Genomic DNA, 13,852 nt, shown 5'->3' with positions numbered 1-13,852 from the left:
GTCAGCGGTCCCCCGCCCGTTGCCTGGGCAGTCGCGGCGACGCGACGGGGGCCGCTGGTGCTCCGACGTTGAGGGCCCACGCGACCACGCCCAGCAGCGCGGCCACCACGATCGCGTCCAGCCAGTAGTGGTTGCCGGTGACGACCACCACGAGCAGCGTGAGCGCCGGGTGCAGCAGCCACAGCCAGCGCCGGCGCCCGCGGGTGACGCCGACCAGGGCGACGGCGATCGCGAGCGCCCAGCCGACGTGCAGGGACGGCATGGCCGCGTACTGGTTGGTGAGAGTGTCGGTGGCCGGCGAGCCGTAGACCGCCGGCCCGTACACCCGCCCGGTGTCGACCATGCCGATCGCGGCCAGCATCCGCGGAGGGGCCAAAGGCATGAGCAGGTGTACGACGAGAGCCGCCGCGGTCAGCCAGGCGAGCAGCCGGCGGACCGGGACGTAGCTGTCGCGGCGCCACACGTAGAGCCAGATCAGACAGGCCGCGGTCGCCGGGAAATGCACGTACGCGTAATAGCAGTTGGCCGCCCGGACCAGCCATTCGCTCTCCAGGAACGCCTGCTGGAGCCCGTATTCGCTGGGCAGGTGCAGCAGCCGCTCGAGCCGCCACACGTTCTCGGCGTTCTCCATCGCGACACCGGCATGCCCGTCCGCCGCCAACCGCCCGATCTTGTACGCCAGGAACAACACCGCCACCAGGAAGATCTCCCGGAGCGCCCGCCGCGCCGCCGGCCGTCGCCAGGTGACGACCGGCGTGGGTGCTCTGCCGCCGGTGGCGGATTCCTCCTGAACCAGGCTCATGGCGCCTAACTCCTCCCCGTTACCGGCCCCCTCCCCAAGATCAGGCGAGGACCGACTTGCGATCTTCGCAGACGCTCGCCACCCACCGGTATGTCCGCCTTCATCCACCGGTTCAACGTCGTTCACCTCTGCCCGACCGGCTGACCGAATTGCCCCTGTCGGCCGCATACTCCGGCTGCCAGGGTGTGGTGGCCATCCACGCTGCCCGCATGCCGCGGATACTCGAGTTGCCGGCCTCGCCGTCGCACCACCTGGCCGGCCGCCCGTCGCACCCCGCCGGCCGGTCCAGAGCCACCCTTCCGCGCTGCCTCTCTTCCGCGACCTTTCCGATTTGTCTTCAGAAAGAGGTTCTTTGCTCCTGCATTTCGGTGCCGGCGACTGCTTAGGTGGCGCAAGGCATCTTGTCGAATTTGCACTGAATCGGCGAACGGAGCCGACAAGATCGAGCTAGCCAGCCACGGGCGCCCGCAATTTTGTCGAATTGCTGCCATTCGACGACACGAAGCCGACAAGATCTCGCGGTCGTTGCTGACGAAAGCGGTCTGCGATATGAGGCGACGAGACGCCGGCGCGCCTTCGAGCCGCGGCGGGGCACGACGCGGCAACAGACGAGACGGCGCGACAGGGTGCGGCGGGCAAGGGACGGCGCACGGCGGCGGTCACCAGCGAGAAGGCTGCGTGGTCAGAAGGCTGGGGAAACGGAATTCACGACCGTGGCCAGGGCGGCGGCCAAGCGGTCCAAGCCGCCCGTGGGTGGTCCGCCCGGTTCGTGCATGTAGCCGTCTCGGCGGATTTCCAGCATCAACGCCGTCACGCGCGGGTCGCGGCCGTGGAACTCGGCTGGGACGTAGCAGCCGGCGAACGGGGTGTTCAGGGCCACGTCGCCGAAGGCTGCCGTCGCGGCGGCTATCAGTTCGGGTGGGGTGTGGAACGGGTCGGTGCCCAGGCACACCGGGGGGCGGGGGTCGGTGGCGTGCAACTCGTAGGGCAGCGGGATCGTCGGGTAGGAGTGGATGTCCAGGATGACCGCCCGGCCGGTGGCGGACAGGCGGCGGGCCACCAGGTCGGCCACCGCGGCGGCGTAGGGGCGGAAGTGCGTCTGGAGCGCGGCCTGGTCGCGTACGAAATCGGCGTCTCTGAGCTTGCGACCCGCGAAGCCGTGCGTGTAGACGGCGCCCATGCCCACCGCCCGCATTTCTTCCCGGTCGTCCGGGAAGCGCTCCGGATCGACCACCAGACGCGACCAGCGGTGCCGGAAGATCCAGGGGCGCGCCGCGGCGCTCTGGGCGGCGTGCCTCGCCAGGACGTCGGTGTGCGCGTCCGTCAGGTGGTCGAGTTCCTCCGCCAGTTCCTCGTCGGTGACCAGCAGGGTGGCTCGCGCCGCGGGGGTCAGTTCGCGCGACGCGTGCGGCACGTGCAGGATCACCGGCGACTCCGGTGCCCCGGGTGAGATCTCGAAGATCACGAGGTCAGGGTACTGGGAAACCTGTCATTCGGTGTCGGCCAGGGTGATGAGCGTGATCAGTTGGTGACGGAAGTGGTCGTAGTCGTCGACCGCTCCCAGCAACTGTTCGGACCTTCGCTCCTCGTGGCGGGCCACCGTGAGGGCCTCCTCGCCCTTCGCACTGATCGTGACCGTGGTGCGGCGGCGGTCCTTCGGGTCCAGGGTGCGTTCGACGTGGCCGGTGCGGGACAGGCGCTCGATGGTGCGGCTCATGGTCTGGTCGGTGACCCGGCACAGCTGGGCCAGCTCGCGCTGCGACCGCGGGCCGGACACCAGGTGGTGCAACGTGATCAGGCCGGCGTGGGTCAGGTCGAGGCCGGCCAGGAACCGGTCGAAGCGGCCCTCCACGACGCGCGCGGCGACGGACAGCAGGCGACCGGTCGGCCAGCTGTCGACGTCGGAGCGCAGCCGGTCGGCGTCCACCCGATCATTGTTCCACGCTGCATCATTGTTCCCCGCTGCAGTCAGCCCACCGGCCGCCTGTACGGCATCCCGGTGACCGGCTCGCCGTCGCCGGCCAGGGCGGAGGCGATGGCGGCGGCCGCCGGCGGGTACGCCAGTTCGCCGAGGCCGCCGATCGGGGCCTCGGACGGCACCAGCACCACGTCGATGGCGGGGCAGTCGCCGATCCGCGCCCACGCGTAGTCGCGGAACGAGGTCTGGACCACTGCGCCGTCGCGCACCGTGATCTGCGCACCGAGCACCGTGGACAGCGCGTCCAGCACGCCGCCCTCGACCTGGGCCACCACCCCGGACGGGTGCACCGGAATGCCGACGTCGACGGCCGCCGTCACCCGCAGCACCTTGCGGGCCGCCGGGTCGGCGGTCACCAGCACCGCGATCGCCGAGCCGTAGTCCAGGTGGCAGGCCACCCCGCCGGCGGTGCCGTGGCGGGCCGCGGCGACGTCGAGCACCTTGCGCAGCCGCGAGTCGGCGGGCAGCAGCCGGCGCCGCAGCTCCACCGGGTCGTGGCCGCCGCGCCGGGCGATCTCGGTGAGGAAGCACTCCTCGGCGTAGCCGAACTGCCCGGCGTAGACCGCGCGCCAGAAGCCGGTGCGCAGCGGCGCCGGGCGCAGGGTGACCGTCACCTCGCCGGGCACCTGGTACGGGAAATGATTGCCGGAGGCCAGCACGACGGCGGGGTTGTTGAACGGCGGCAGCACGGTCAGCGGCCAGGTCGCCACCTGATGGGTGCGGCCGGTGGGCACGCCGTCCGGGCCGAGCGTGGCGGCCAGCCGGTGCACCGACATGGGGCGGTACGAGTCGTGCCGGGTGTCGTCGTCGCGGGTCCACCGCACGGTCACCGGCGCGCCGGCCGCCCGCGAGCAGGCCAGCGCCTCGAGCACCGCGTCGGGTTCGATCCGCCGGCCGAAACCGCCGCCGGCCAGCGTGGGATGCACCCGCACCTGCGCCTCGGGCAGTGCGAGCTGGCGGGCCAGCTGGGTGCGCAGGCCGCCGGGGTCCTGCACCGGCGCCCACACCTGGACGCCGCCGGCGGTGACCGACGCGGTCGCGTTCATCGGCTCCATCGGCGCGTGCGCCAGCAGCGGCAGGTGGTAGACGCGCTGGACGCCGGGCGTGCCGGGTACGGGCGGCAGCGCGGCCTCGAGATCGGCCAGCCAGGTGCGGCTGTCCGCGGCCGGCGTGCCACCGGTCCAGGTCACTTGCAGCGCGGTGCGGCCGCGCAGCGCCGCGTGGGTGGACGAGGCGATCACCGCGACCCCGCCCTGCCCCTCCCCCGGCGGCGTCAGCCGGACCACGGCGACCACGCCGGGCACGGCCCGTGCGGCCACGTCGTCGATCTCCGCGGGCTGGGCTCCGATCCACGGCGGCCGGGCCACCACGGCGACCAGCCGGCCGGCCGGCGCGGACTCGGCGCCGTAGGCCGCCCGGCCGGTGACGATCGCCCGGGCGTCGGAACGACCGGCCCGGGTGCGGCCGATCAGACGCCAGTTCTCGGGCGGGGTGAGCGTGACCGGGACGGTGGCCGGGTCGATCAGCGCGGCGGCCGGGACCAGGTCGCGGTACGGCAGCGAGCCGCGGCGCGGATGTTCCACCCGGCCGCGGCGCGCGGTGCACTCGGCGGCCGGCACCTGCCAGCGGGCCGCCGCGGCCGCGACGAGCAGGCAGCGGGCGGTGGCCGCGGCGGTGCGCAGCGGGGTGGCGAGCTGGCGGCTGGACATCGAGTTCGCGACCGCCTGGGAGCCGTAGGTGGCGGTGTCACCGGGCGCCTGCTCCAGTGTCACGTCGGCGACCTCGACCGCGAGTTCCTCGGCGACCAGCACCGCGGCCATGGTGCGTACCCCCTGACCGGTGTCCGGTTTGGGCACGGTGGCCACCGCCCGCCCCCGGCGGTCGACCCGGACGAAAACGGTCGGCGCCAACGTGGAAGAAGAAGCGGGGACACCCACCACGAGCGCGCCGGCCGCACCCAGCAGGGCGCGCCGGGTGATCACTTCGCACCCCGCACCAGCTCGGCGGCCCGGCGAACCGCGGCCCGGATGCGCGGGTAGGTGCCGCACCGGCAGACGTTGTCCCGTAGCGCCGCGTCGATCTGCGCGTCGTCCGGATCGGGGATGCGGGCCAGCAGCGCCACCGTGGTCATGATCTGGCCGGGCTGGCAGTAGCCGCACTGCGCCACGTCCAGTTCGAGCCAGGCCCGCTGCACCGGGTGGTCGCCGTCGTCGGAGAGCCCCTCGATGGTGGTGATCCGGGCGTGCTCCGACTCCGCCACCGTCCGCACGCAGGGCCGTTCGGCCGCGCCGTCCACCAGCGACACGCACGCGCCGCAGGCGCCGACGCCGCAGCCGTAGCGCGGGCCGGTCAGCCCGAGCTCGTCCCGCAGCGCCCACAGCAGCGGCGTGTCACCCGGGACGTCCACCGCCTGACGCCTGCCGTTGACGTGCAACCGGTACCGGCTCACAACGACCCCCTTCGATTGTTCAGCCTACTGAATATCGGCCATACTCGGCCCGTGGTCAACGAAACTCCGGTGCGTAGTGAGCGCGCGCTGCTCCTCGGCGTGCCCGCGGTCGCGGTGCTGACCGGGCTGGTGTGGCTGGCCGGGCAGATGCTGCCGGACGTCGCGCTGCTGCCCGACCAGGGCGCGAGCTGGTATTACTGGAAACTCCCCGAGCCCACCGCATGGACCAGGCTGTCCGCCTGGTTCGGCTATGCCGCTCACCAGATCGTGTCGTGGGGCTTGATCTGGTACGCGCAGACCCGGGTGCGCCGCTACACCCGCGGCCTCAAGCGGATCAACGTCGTGGCCCTGGCCGCCAACCTCGGTTTCGTCGGCCTGCACGCGCTGCAGACCCGGGTGTTCTACGACGGGCTGGCGCAGGACGTGTCGATCTTCAGCTCGCAGGGGTCGGTGGTGTTGCTGCTGGTCGTCGTCCTGCTGATAGAGAATCGCCGGCGCGGTCTGGTGGCCGGCCGCCGGATGTCGATACCGGCCGCGGTGCTGGACGTCTGCCGCCGCTACCACGGCTACCTGTTCAGCTGGGCGGTCATCTACACGTTCTGGTACCACCCCATGGAGGTCACCAGCGGCCACCTGATCGGCTTCTTCTACGTGTTCCTGCTCCTGCTGCAGAGCAGCCTGATCTTCACGACCGCGCACACCAACCGCTGGTGGACGGTCAGCCTCGAACTGCTGGTCGCGGTGCACGGCACGCTGGTCGCCGTGATGAACTCCGGCCCGCACGGCGCCTGGCCGATGTTCCTGTTCGGATTCCTCGGCATCTTCGTCATCACCCAGATGCACGGGCTCGGCCTGAGCATCCGCACCCGGTGGATTTTATTGACGGCGTACGCGGCGGCGGCCGCCGGCGTGTATTCCTGGCGCGGCCTGGACCGGATCGCCGAAATCGTGCGCATCCCGATGATCGAATACCTGCTGGTCGCCGTACTCGTGCTCCTGATCTGGCCGGTCGCCCTCCTCGCCCGCCGACGCTCGCCCGCCAGGGATGAGGCTGCACCTGTCGATCTCCGCTGATGATGCGCCAGGGATGACCCTGTCGAAAGGAACCAGCGTGAGCGCGATGGATGTGCCTGCCCGGCGGTCGGCGGCCGCGCCGGGTGAAGGAAAACAGACGGTGGCCGCCGCCCGGCCGATCCACTACATCTCCTGGGTGGCGCTGGCGCTGATGACCACCAGCTCGGTGGCCAGCCTGCGCCCGTCGCCGACCATGGCCGTCTACGGACTCGCCTGCATTTTCCTGTACGTGGTGCCCGCCCTGGTCTTCCTGCTGCCGACCTCGCTGGTCTCGGCGGAGCTGGCCTCGGGCTGGAGCGGCGGCGTCTACAAATGGGTGAGCGAGGGCATCTCCAAACCGATGGGGTTCCTCGCGGTCTGGTGCCAGTTCGCCATGACCATCTTCTACTACCCGAGCCTGCTCGGCTTCGTGGCCAGCACCCTCGCGTACGTGATCAACCCCGACCTGGCGGCCAGCGGCGTCTGGACCGCGATCGTCATCATGGTCTGCTACTGGACCGGCGTCTGGGTGTCGTCCCGGGGCACCGGCTCGGTGGCCGGCCTGGCCAGCGGCGGCCTGATCATCGGCACGCTGGTGCCGGGCACCGTGCTGGTGCTGCTCGGCGCCGTCTTCCTCGGCCAGGGCAACGAGTCGGCCGCGCCGATGACCGCCGACAACCTGCTGCCGGTGTGGGCCGGGCTGTCCAGCCTGGTGCTGATCGTCAACAACTTCCTGTCGTACTCGGGCATGGAGATGAACGCCGTGCACGTGGGCTCGCTGAAGAACCCGGGCAAGGAGTTCCCCCGGGCGATCTTCATGGCCATGGGCCTGGTTCTGTTGATCTTCATCCTGCCGGCGCTGGCGATCAGCTGGGTGGTCCCGGCCGACCAGCTGTCGCTGACCGCGGGCGTGATGCAGGCGTTCGACGCCATGTTCGCCCAGTTCGGCTCGCAGTGGCTCACCCCGATCGTCGGGGTCATGCTGGTGGCCGCGTCGCTCGGCGGCATGCTCACCTGGCTGGCCGGCCCGTCCAAGGGCCTGCTGCTGATCTCGCGCCAGGAGGGCTACCTGCCGCCGTTCCTGCAGCGGCTCAACAAGCACGGCGTGCAGCAGAACATCCTGGTCACCCAGGGCCTGGTCACCACGGTGATCGCGCTGATGTACGCCTTCATCCCGGACGTCTCCAGCACGTACTGGATCTTCTCGGTGATCACCACGCAGGTGTACCTGATCATGTACCTGCTGATGTTCGTGGCCGCCGCCCGGCTGCGCCGCAAGCAGCCGGACCACCCGCGCGGCTACCGCGCACCGATGCTGGTCGGCCTGTGCGGCGTCGGCTTCGCCGCCTCGCTGGCCGCGCTGCTCATCGGCTTCGTGCCGCCGTCGCAGTTCGGCGACAGCAGCGTCGGCACCTACGTGGCCATCGTGGCCGGCGGCGCGCTCGGCCTCGGCCTGCTCGTGCCGTTCCTGTTCTACCGGCTGCGCAAGCCGTCCTGGAAGACCGCCGAACCGGCCGAGGAGGGGGTGTCGTGAGCACGCAACGCGAACGCCAGGTGACCTACTGGGTCCTGGGCGCCTTCTTCCTGCTGATGACGATCGGCCTGGTGATGATCTACAACACCAACAAGGAGACCGAGGTGGCCAAGGAGAAGGCCGCCGAGCTCTCCGCCGAACTCTCCTCGGCCGGCATCCGGGTGCCGCCGATGGAGCAGATCTACCGCGTGCTCGGTGACGACGGCGGCGCGGTGTGCGCGGACACCAGCGAGGCGCTGACCAAGGGCCTGCTCTACGGCCGGATCACCAACGGCGCGGCCGGTCCCGGCCAGCGCCCGGTGATCGCCGACAACAAGGTGGTGCAGGCCGAACTGCTCATCATCAAGGTGTACTGCCCGGAGAAGCTCACCCAGTTCCAGACCGCGGTGGACACCCTCAAACTGGCCTGACGGCCGGCACTGACGAAACCGGCGGGCCGCGGCCCGCCGGTTTCGCGTGTCACCTCACCGGTAGCGGCTCCACCGGGGACCGACCTCCATCCACTCCGACTGCCAGGCCCGCAGCCGGCGCCGGTCGAGCAACCGGCGGCCGGCCATCCCCACCGCCAGCAGCGCGGCCGCGAGGGCCAGCACCGAGGCGACCGCGGCCTGGAACGCGTCGGCGGCCGGCCGGCGGCGGGACGGCGGCCCGGTCAGGCCACCCCGGTCGTCGACCCAGACCTGCAGCCAGGTGCCGGCCGTGTCGCCCGGCCCCGCGGGTATCCGGCCGGTGCGCGCCACCTGGTCCGGACCGGTCCACCGGGCCGAGGCCGTCGGCCCGGCCGGCTTCTCCATCAGCATCGCCCACACCTGGTGCCGGTGCGCCCGTTCCCAGGCCACCTGACGGGCCTGGCTGCGGTACGTCGAACCGGCCACGGCCACGGACAACCCCGTGCCGCCGGCCAGCAACAGCATGATCAGAACGAAGTTGAGCCAGCCCTCGAACCGGTCGGTGCCGCGCCGCAGCGGATTGCGGTGCCAGCCCAGCCGGCGTAGTAGACGCCGCATGTCACGAGCGTCGCCGACCTTGGCGCCGATCACGTCATCCGGCCCGGATGAGGTGACCACACCTGCGAAAACGGGACGCTGCGAGGCATCGGCGAAGGGAGCAAGTCATGTCCATCGGTCCGGTCCAGCTCATCGTGCTGGGCTTCCGGCACCCCGACTTCCACGGCGAGGTCATCGCCGAGTTGGAGCGCCTGCGGCAGAGCGACGCAGTCCGGGTGATCGACGCGCTGGCCGTCTACAAGGACGCCAAGGGCGAGGTCGAGGTCGAACACCTCAGCAACCTGTCCACCGAGGAGGCCATCGAGCTGGGCAGCAAGGTCGGCGCCCTGATCGGCCTCGGCATCGACGGCGAGGAGGGGCTGGAGGCGGGCGCGGCGCTGGGCGCCGAGGCGGCCGCCGACGGCGTCCAGATCTTCGACGACGAGCAGGCCTGGGACGTGATCGCCACCATCCCCGACGACAGCGCCGCGGCGCTGCTGCTGATCGAGCACCACTGGGCGGTGCCGCTGCGCGACGCGATCGCCCGGGCCGGCGGGTTCCGGCTCGCCGACGCGTTCGTGAGCCCGCTCGACCTCGTCGCCATCGGCCTGGTGACCGCGCAGGAGGCCGAGATGCTCGACGGGCTGGAGCGCGCGTCGGCGACGGCGCCGTGAACCCCTGGATCCGCCTGCGCGACCTCGTGGTCGGCACGGCGCTCGAGATCGGCGACGCCGGGGAACTGCTGCTCACCGGCGCCCGGCACCTGACCGGCACCGCGGCCCTCCAGCAGCGGCTGGCCGAGGTGGCGGAGCGGGGCGCGGCCGGGTCGCTGGCCGCCCGCCGGCGCGGCGCCGCCGCGGTGGACGCCGCGATCACCGCGCTGGCCACCTCGGCGATCGTCGACCGGGTGGTGGACGCGCAGCTCGACCGGGTGCTCCGGCCGGTCGTCCGGGGCATCCTGGACGACGTGCTGGAGCTGCTCGAACGCGAACCGGACCGGATCCAGGCGCTGGTCCGGGGGCAGCGCGACACCATGGTGGACGAGTTGGTGGGCCGGATCCGCACCGGCGCCGCAGCCGGCGACTCGGCCGTGGACCGGCTGACCGCCCGCGTCCTGCATCGAGAGATTGACGGACGGTAATCGTTCGATCACCCCGAGCGGATGAGGCGGGATGATCACCCGCTCCCGCAAGCTGCCTTCCCATGGGCGTACTTGCGTTCCGGGTCGAAGAAGAGTTCCTGCTGTTGGGGCCGGACGGGGCCGTCGTGCCGTCGGCGCCGTTCGTGTCCCGGCTCACCCGTGCCGAGGACAACATCCGGGCCGCGTTCCTGGCCTACCAGCTGGCCACCGCCACGCCGTGGTGCGGCGGGCTGGACGAGCTGCGCGACGACCTGTCCGGCCTGCGCCGGCTGGCCGCCGACGCGGCCCGCCGGGCCGGCGCCTGCCTGGTACCGGCCGGCGTTCCGCCGTTCGCGGCCGGGCCGCTGGCCGCGGTCACCGACGAGACCCGGTACCGCGCCATCGCGGGCCGGTTCCCGGAGGCGGTGCCGGGCGGCGCCACCTGCGCCTGCCGGGTGTTCGTCGAGGTGCCGAGCCGGGACCTGGCGGTCGAGGTGCTGGCCCGGATCCGGCCCTGGCTGCCGGCGCTGCTCGCGCTGTCGGTCAACTCGCCGTACGCCGGCGGCCGGGACACCGGCTGGGCGAGCTACCGGCACTACCTGCAGCAGCGGTGGCCCACGTTCCAGCCGCCGGGCGCGTGGCGCGGCGCCGCCGCCTACGACGAGGTGGTGCAGTCGCTGATCGACTCGGGCTCGGCGCTCGACGAGGCCGGCGTCTATTTCCTGGCCCGGCTCGCCCCCGGCGAGCCGGCCACCGTGGAGGTCCGGGTGGCCGACACCGGACTGACCGTGGACGACACCGTCTTCTTCGCCGAGGTGGTGCGCGGACTGGTCACCGGCCTGATCTCGGACGCCCGGCGCAACCTCAGCAGCGCGCCGATCCCCACCGACCTGGTGGACCAGCAGCTGACGACCGCCGCGCACGGCGAGTTGCGGGTGCACGGGGGCACCGGCGCCGTGGCCCGGCTCATGCGCCAGGCCGGGCGCTACACCGACGACGCCGGCGCCGGATGGGAGCGGCTGCGCAGGCTCGGCACCGGCGCCGCCCGGCAACGCCGGGCCTGGGTCCGGTATGGAACGGTCGAGGGATTCATCGGTTTTCTAGCAAATTGCGCCGTTCCGCGTCGTGCAGGTGTCTTCCTGTAACGAGAGAGTTACTCGGCGCTTAATCCGATTCGGACGATGCGGGATCCCCGTCCCACGGTCAACGATGATCCAGTCGTCTGCCATCGATGCCTGCGGAGGAGCACTGTGACTGCTGAGCTCGTCGTCCCGGCACCGTTGACCTCACGGACGACCGGGAGTGACCCGTTGCTGCAATCCAAATTCGCGGTACCGGAGCCACCACGGTTCCTGGTCGCCCGCCCCCGGCTGGCCGAGCGGCTGGCCCGCGGCGTGCGCGAGCCGGTGACCCTGGTGGTGGGCCCGGCCGGCAGCGGCAAGACCCAGCTGGTGTCCGCGTGGGCGGGCACCGGCGCGCCCGGCTACCCGATCGCCTGGATCACACTCGAGGAGGAGGACCGGCAGGCGGACTCGTTCTGGGCGTACGTCCTCGAGACGCTGCGCCGGGCCGGGGTGGCGGTGTCGCCGTCACTGGCCGCCCCGGCCACCGCGACCAGTGTGGACCGGTCCTTCCTGGTCCGGCTGGCGGCCGCGCTGTCCGAGCAGCCGGCGCCGGTGGTGCTGGTCCTCGACGGGGTGTCCAACCTGTCCGGCCAGCAGTGGGCCACCGACCTGGAGTTCGTACTGCGGCACGCCGCCCAGATGCTGCGGCTGGTGCTGGTCGGCCGCTGGGACCCGCCGATGCCGCTGCACCGCTACCGGCTGGCCGGCCGGCTCGAGGAAGTGCGCAGCCAAGACCTCGCGTTCACCTCCGACGAGACGGCCGAGCTGCTCACGCTGCACCGCGTGACGCTGAGCCGGGACGCGCTGGCCTCGCTGCTCCAGCACACCGAGGGCTGGGCCGCCGGGCTGCGGCTGTTCGCCATGGCTTTGGAGGAACGCGGCGACGCCGAGACGATGGTGGCCACCATCACCGGCACCGAGGCGACCATCGCCGAGTACTTCGTGGACGAGGTCCTGCGGATCCAGCCGCCGCACGTACGCACCTTCCTGCTGGAGACCAGCATCCTCGACACGTTCACCCCCGACCTGGCCGAGGCGGTGACCGGCCGGGGCGACTCGCACTGGCTGCTGGCCGCGCTCTGCCGGCAGAACGCCTTCGTCCAGCCGGTCGGCGACAGCCCGGCCGCGTACCGCTGCCACCGGTTGTTCGCCGAGCTGCTCCAGGCACAGCTGGTGCGCGAGGCCCGCGACCGCATCCCCGAGCTGCACCGCCGGGCGGCGGGCTGGTTCGCGGCGGCCCGGCAGACCGTGGAGGCCGTCGGCCACGCGGTCGCCGCCGCGGACTGGCACCTGGCCGCCACGGTCGTGGTCGAGGACTACGCGGTCGGCCGGCTGCTGCTGGACGGACCGGCCGGCCGGCTCGGCGAGCTGTTCACCGGCCTGCCGGACGAGGCCGGCAGCGCCGAGACCGCCGTGGTGGCCGCCGCACTGGCGCTGTCCACCCGGGACGCCGCGGCCTGCGCCCGGCACCTCGATCGCGCCGACCAACTGATGCTCGGCAGCGACGCGGACTACCGGCCGAGCCTCGCCGTCGCGCAGCTGGTGACCGGCGTGGTGCTGGCCCGGCTGCGCGACGACGGCGCCGGCGTCCTGCACTCCGCCGCGGCCGCTGAGGAACTGCTCGCCCAGGTGCCGGCCGACCGGCTGGACCGGCACCAGGAACTGCGGGTGCTGGTGCTCGGCGCCAAGGGCGACGTGCAGAGCCGCACCGGCGAGGTCGACGCGGCCGCCGTCACGCTGACCGAGACCGCCAACGCGGCCACCCCGGGCTGCGAACGGGTGCGCATCGACGCTCTCGCCCATCTCGCCCTCATCGAGGCACACCGGGGCCGGCTGCGGCACGCCGAGCGGCTCGCCGACCAGGCGACCGACCTGGCCGACCGGTGCGGTCTCGAGCCGGCTAGCCGGCCGGTCGGCGCCGAGCTGGCGCTGGCCTGGGTGGCCATGGAGCGCTACGACATCGACACCGCCGGGCGGCACCTGCGGGCCGCCGACCCGCGCCGGATCCGGCCTGCCGACGGCATGATCCACGCCGCGTTCGCGCTGATCCGGTCCCGCCGGTTGCAGGCCCGCGGCGAGCTGCGCAGCGCGCTGGTGGCGCTGGACGACTCGGCACCGGCACCGGGCGGGCTGCCCGCCCCGGCCTGGCTGGTCCGGCAACTGACGCTGGCCCAGGCCCGGCTGCTGATCGTGATGGGCCGCCCCGAGCCGGCGATGACCGTGCTCGGCAAACTGGCCGACCCGGACGCCCAGGACGCCTCGGTGGTGCGGGCCGCGGCCCTGGTGGCCGCCGGCGACCCGGCCGCGGCCCGCCTGCTGGCCATGCCGGTGGCCGGGGCGGCGGGGGTGGCCAGCCCGGTCAACCTGGAGGCCTGGCTGGTGCTGGCCACCGTGGCGGCCCGGGTCGGCGACGTCGACGACGCCCGGGCGGCGCTGCGGCACGCGCTGCGCACGGCCATGCCGGAGTCGCAGCGCCGCGCGGTCCAGCAGGTCTGGGCCGAGCTGCGCCGGGTGCTGCGCGACGACGACGAACTCGCCGCTCAATACCGCCAGCTCCAGGGCTCGGCGCCGGCCGACCGGGCGCGCACCGACCCCGACACGATCCTGGTCTTCGAGGCGCTCAGCAAGCGTGAGACCGAGGTGCTCCAGGGCATGGCCGCCATGCTGCCGACCGAGGAGATCGCGGCCTCGCTGTACGTGTCGGTCAACACGGTCAAGACCCACGTGCGGAGCATCCTGCGCAAGCTCAGCGCGTCCCGCCGCAACGAGGCCGTCCGGCGCGCCCGCTCGCTCGGCCTCCTCTGAC

At 72.5% G+C, this 13,852-nt stretch carries 13 protein-coding genes; 7 read left to right on the top strand and 6 right to left on the bottom strand.

Going from position 1 to position 13,852, the window contains the following annotated elements; translation table 11 throughout:
• Window position 1 precedes the first annotated feature (1 nt).
• The 5 genes from Ari01nite_RS29805 to Ari01nite_RS29785 all read right to left on the bottom strand — a co-directional run bounded on the left by Ari01nite_RS29805 (window position 2) and on the right by Ari01nite_RS29785 (window position 5,229).
• Complete coding sequence (locus Ari01nite_RS29805; protein WP_203785533.1) at window positions 2-802, bottom strand: phosphatase PAP2 family protein; 801 nt, start codon at window positions 800-802, stop codon at window positions 2-4.
• 682 nt (window positions 803-1,484) lie between these two features.
• A complete protein-coding gene (locus tag Ari01nite_RS29800) occupies window positions 1,485-2,267 on the bottom strand; it encodes an N-formylglutamate amidohydrolase (RefSeq protein ID WP_203785532.1) in 783 nt (260 codons plus the stop codon).
• Between the two features lie 24 nt (window positions 2,268-2,291).
• Window positions 2,292-2,729, bottom strand: coding sequence for a MarR family winged helix-turn-helix transcriptional regulator (locus Ari01nite_RS29795; RefSeq protein ID WP_239163138.1), 438 nt, complete (start codon window positions 2,727-2,729; stop codon window positions 2,292-2,294).
• 41 nt (window positions 2,730-2,770) lie between these two features.
• Window positions 2,771-4,762, bottom strand: a complete 1,992-nt coding sequence (locus Ari01nite_RS29790) for a xanthine dehydrogenase family protein molybdopterin-binding subunit (protein WP_203785531.1) — start codon at window positions 4,760-4,762, stop codon at window positions 2,771-2,773.
• Window positions 4,759-5,229: a (2Fe-2S)-binding protein gene (locus Ari01nite_RS29785; protein ID WP_203785530.1), complete on the bottom strand. Its 471-nt coding sequence runs from the start codon at window positions 5,227-5,229 to the stop codon at window positions 4,759-4,761. The genes Ari01nite_RS29790 and Ari01nite_RS29785 overlap by 4 nt, the downstream gene beginning before the upstream one ends.
• 51 nt (window positions 5,230-5,280) lie before the next feature.
• Here Ari01nite_RS29785 and Ari01nite_RS29780 point away from each other — a divergent pair, with 51 nt between their 5' ends.
• From Ari01nite_RS29780 to Ari01nite_RS29770, 3 genes are read left to right on the top strand one after another with little or no spacing between them, the layout of a single operon-like run.
• Window positions 5,281-6,303 (top strand): hypothetical protein, encoded by a 1,023-nt coding sequence (locus Ari01nite_RS29780; RefSeq protein ID WP_203785529.1) that lies wholly within the window; start codon window positions 5,281-5,283, stop codon window positions 6,301-6,303.
• Between the two features lie 46 nt (window positions 6,304-6,349).
• Window positions 6,350-7,816, top strand: coding sequence for a glutamate/gamma-aminobutyrate antiporter GadC (gene gadC / locus Ari01nite_RS29775; protein WP_203785612.1), 1,467 nt, complete (start codon window positions 6,350-6,352; stop codon window positions 7,814-7,816).
• On the top strand, window positions 7,813-8,226 hold the full coding sequence (locus tag Ari01nite_RS29770) for a hypothetical protein (RefSeq protein ID WP_203785528.1): 414 nt from the start codon (window positions 7,813-7,815) through the stop codon (window positions 8,224-8,226). Before gadC ends, Ari01nite_RS29770 begins: the two co-directional genes overlap by 4 nt.
• 54 nt (window positions 8,227-8,280) lie before the next feature.
• On the opposite strand, the gene Ari01nite_RS29765 is transcribed toward Ari01nite_RS29770, so the two are convergent.
• Complete coding sequence (locus Ari01nite_RS29765) at window positions 8,281-8,823, bottom strand: Rv1733c family protein (protein WP_203785527.1); 543 nt, start codon at window positions 8,821-8,823, stop codon at window positions 8,281-8,283.
• 107 nt (window positions 8,824-8,930) lie between these two features.
• Between Ari01nite_RS29765 and Ari01nite_RS29760 the strand changes: the two genes are divergently transcribed.
• From Ari01nite_RS29760 to Ari01nite_RS50995, 4 genes are all read left to right on the top strand, one after another.
• Complete coding sequence (locus Ari01nite_RS29760; protein ID WP_203785526.1) at window positions 8,931-9,476, top strand: hypothetical protein; 546 nt, start codon at window positions 8,931-8,933, stop codon at window positions 9,474-9,476.
• The gene (locus Ari01nite_RS29755) at window positions 9,473-9,943 is read left to right on the top strand and encodes a hypothetical protein (protein ID WP_203785525.1); all 471 of its coding nucleotides are present in this window, start codon (window positions 9,473-9,475) and stop codon (window positions 9,941-9,943) included. The genes Ari01nite_RS29760 and Ari01nite_RS29755 overlap by 4 nt, the downstream gene beginning before the upstream one ends.
• Before the next feature lie 62 nt (window positions 9,944-10,005).
• Entirely contained in the window at window positions 10,006-11,067 is a 1,062-nt protein-coding gene (locus Ari01nite_RS29750) for a carboxylate-amine ligase (protein ID WP_203785524.1), read from the top strand.
• A gap of 165 nt (window positions 11,068-11,232) precedes the next feature.
• The gene (locus Ari01nite_RS50995) at window positions 11,233-13,851 is read left to right on the top strand and encodes a winged helix-turn-helix domain-containing protein (RefSeq protein ID WP_275410892.1); all 2,619 of its coding nucleotides are present in this window, start codon (window positions 11,233-11,235) and stop codon (window positions 13,849-13,851) included.
• The last annotated feature ends 1 nt before the right edge of the window (window position 13,852 follow it).

Source organism: Paractinoplanes rishiriensis (assembly GCF_016862375.1).
In the GTDB taxonomy this organism is placed as follows: Bacteria; Actinomycetota; Actinomycetes; order Mycobacteriales; family Micromonosporaceae; genus Actinoplanes; species Actinoplanes rishiriensis.
The sequence above is the reverse complement of the archived record's forward strand: the minus strand, read 5'-3'. Positions and strand labels throughout refer to the sequence as shown.

Coding starts and splice junctions, on each gene's coding strand:
- Ari01nite_RS29765 (WP_203785527.1), bottom strand. CDS start 8,823: ATGCGGCGTCTACTACGCCGGCTGGGCTGGCACCGCAATCCGCTGCGG.
- Ari01nite_RS29805 (WP_203785533.1), bottom strand. CDS start 802: ATGAGCCTGGTTCAGGAGGAATCCGCCACCGGCGGCAGAGCACCCACG.
- gadC (WP_203785612.1), top strand. CDS start 6,350: ATGGATGTGCCTGCCCGGCGGTCGGCGGCCGCGCCGGGTGAAGGAAAA.
- Ari01nite_RS29750 (WP_203785524.1), top strand. CDS start 10,006: ATGGGCGTACTTGCGTTCCGGGTCGAAGAAGAGTTCCTGCTGTTGGGG.
- Ari01nite_RS29760 (WP_203785526.1), top strand. CDS start 8,931: ATGTCCATCGGTCCGGTCCAGCTCATCGTGCTGGGCTTCCGGCACCCC.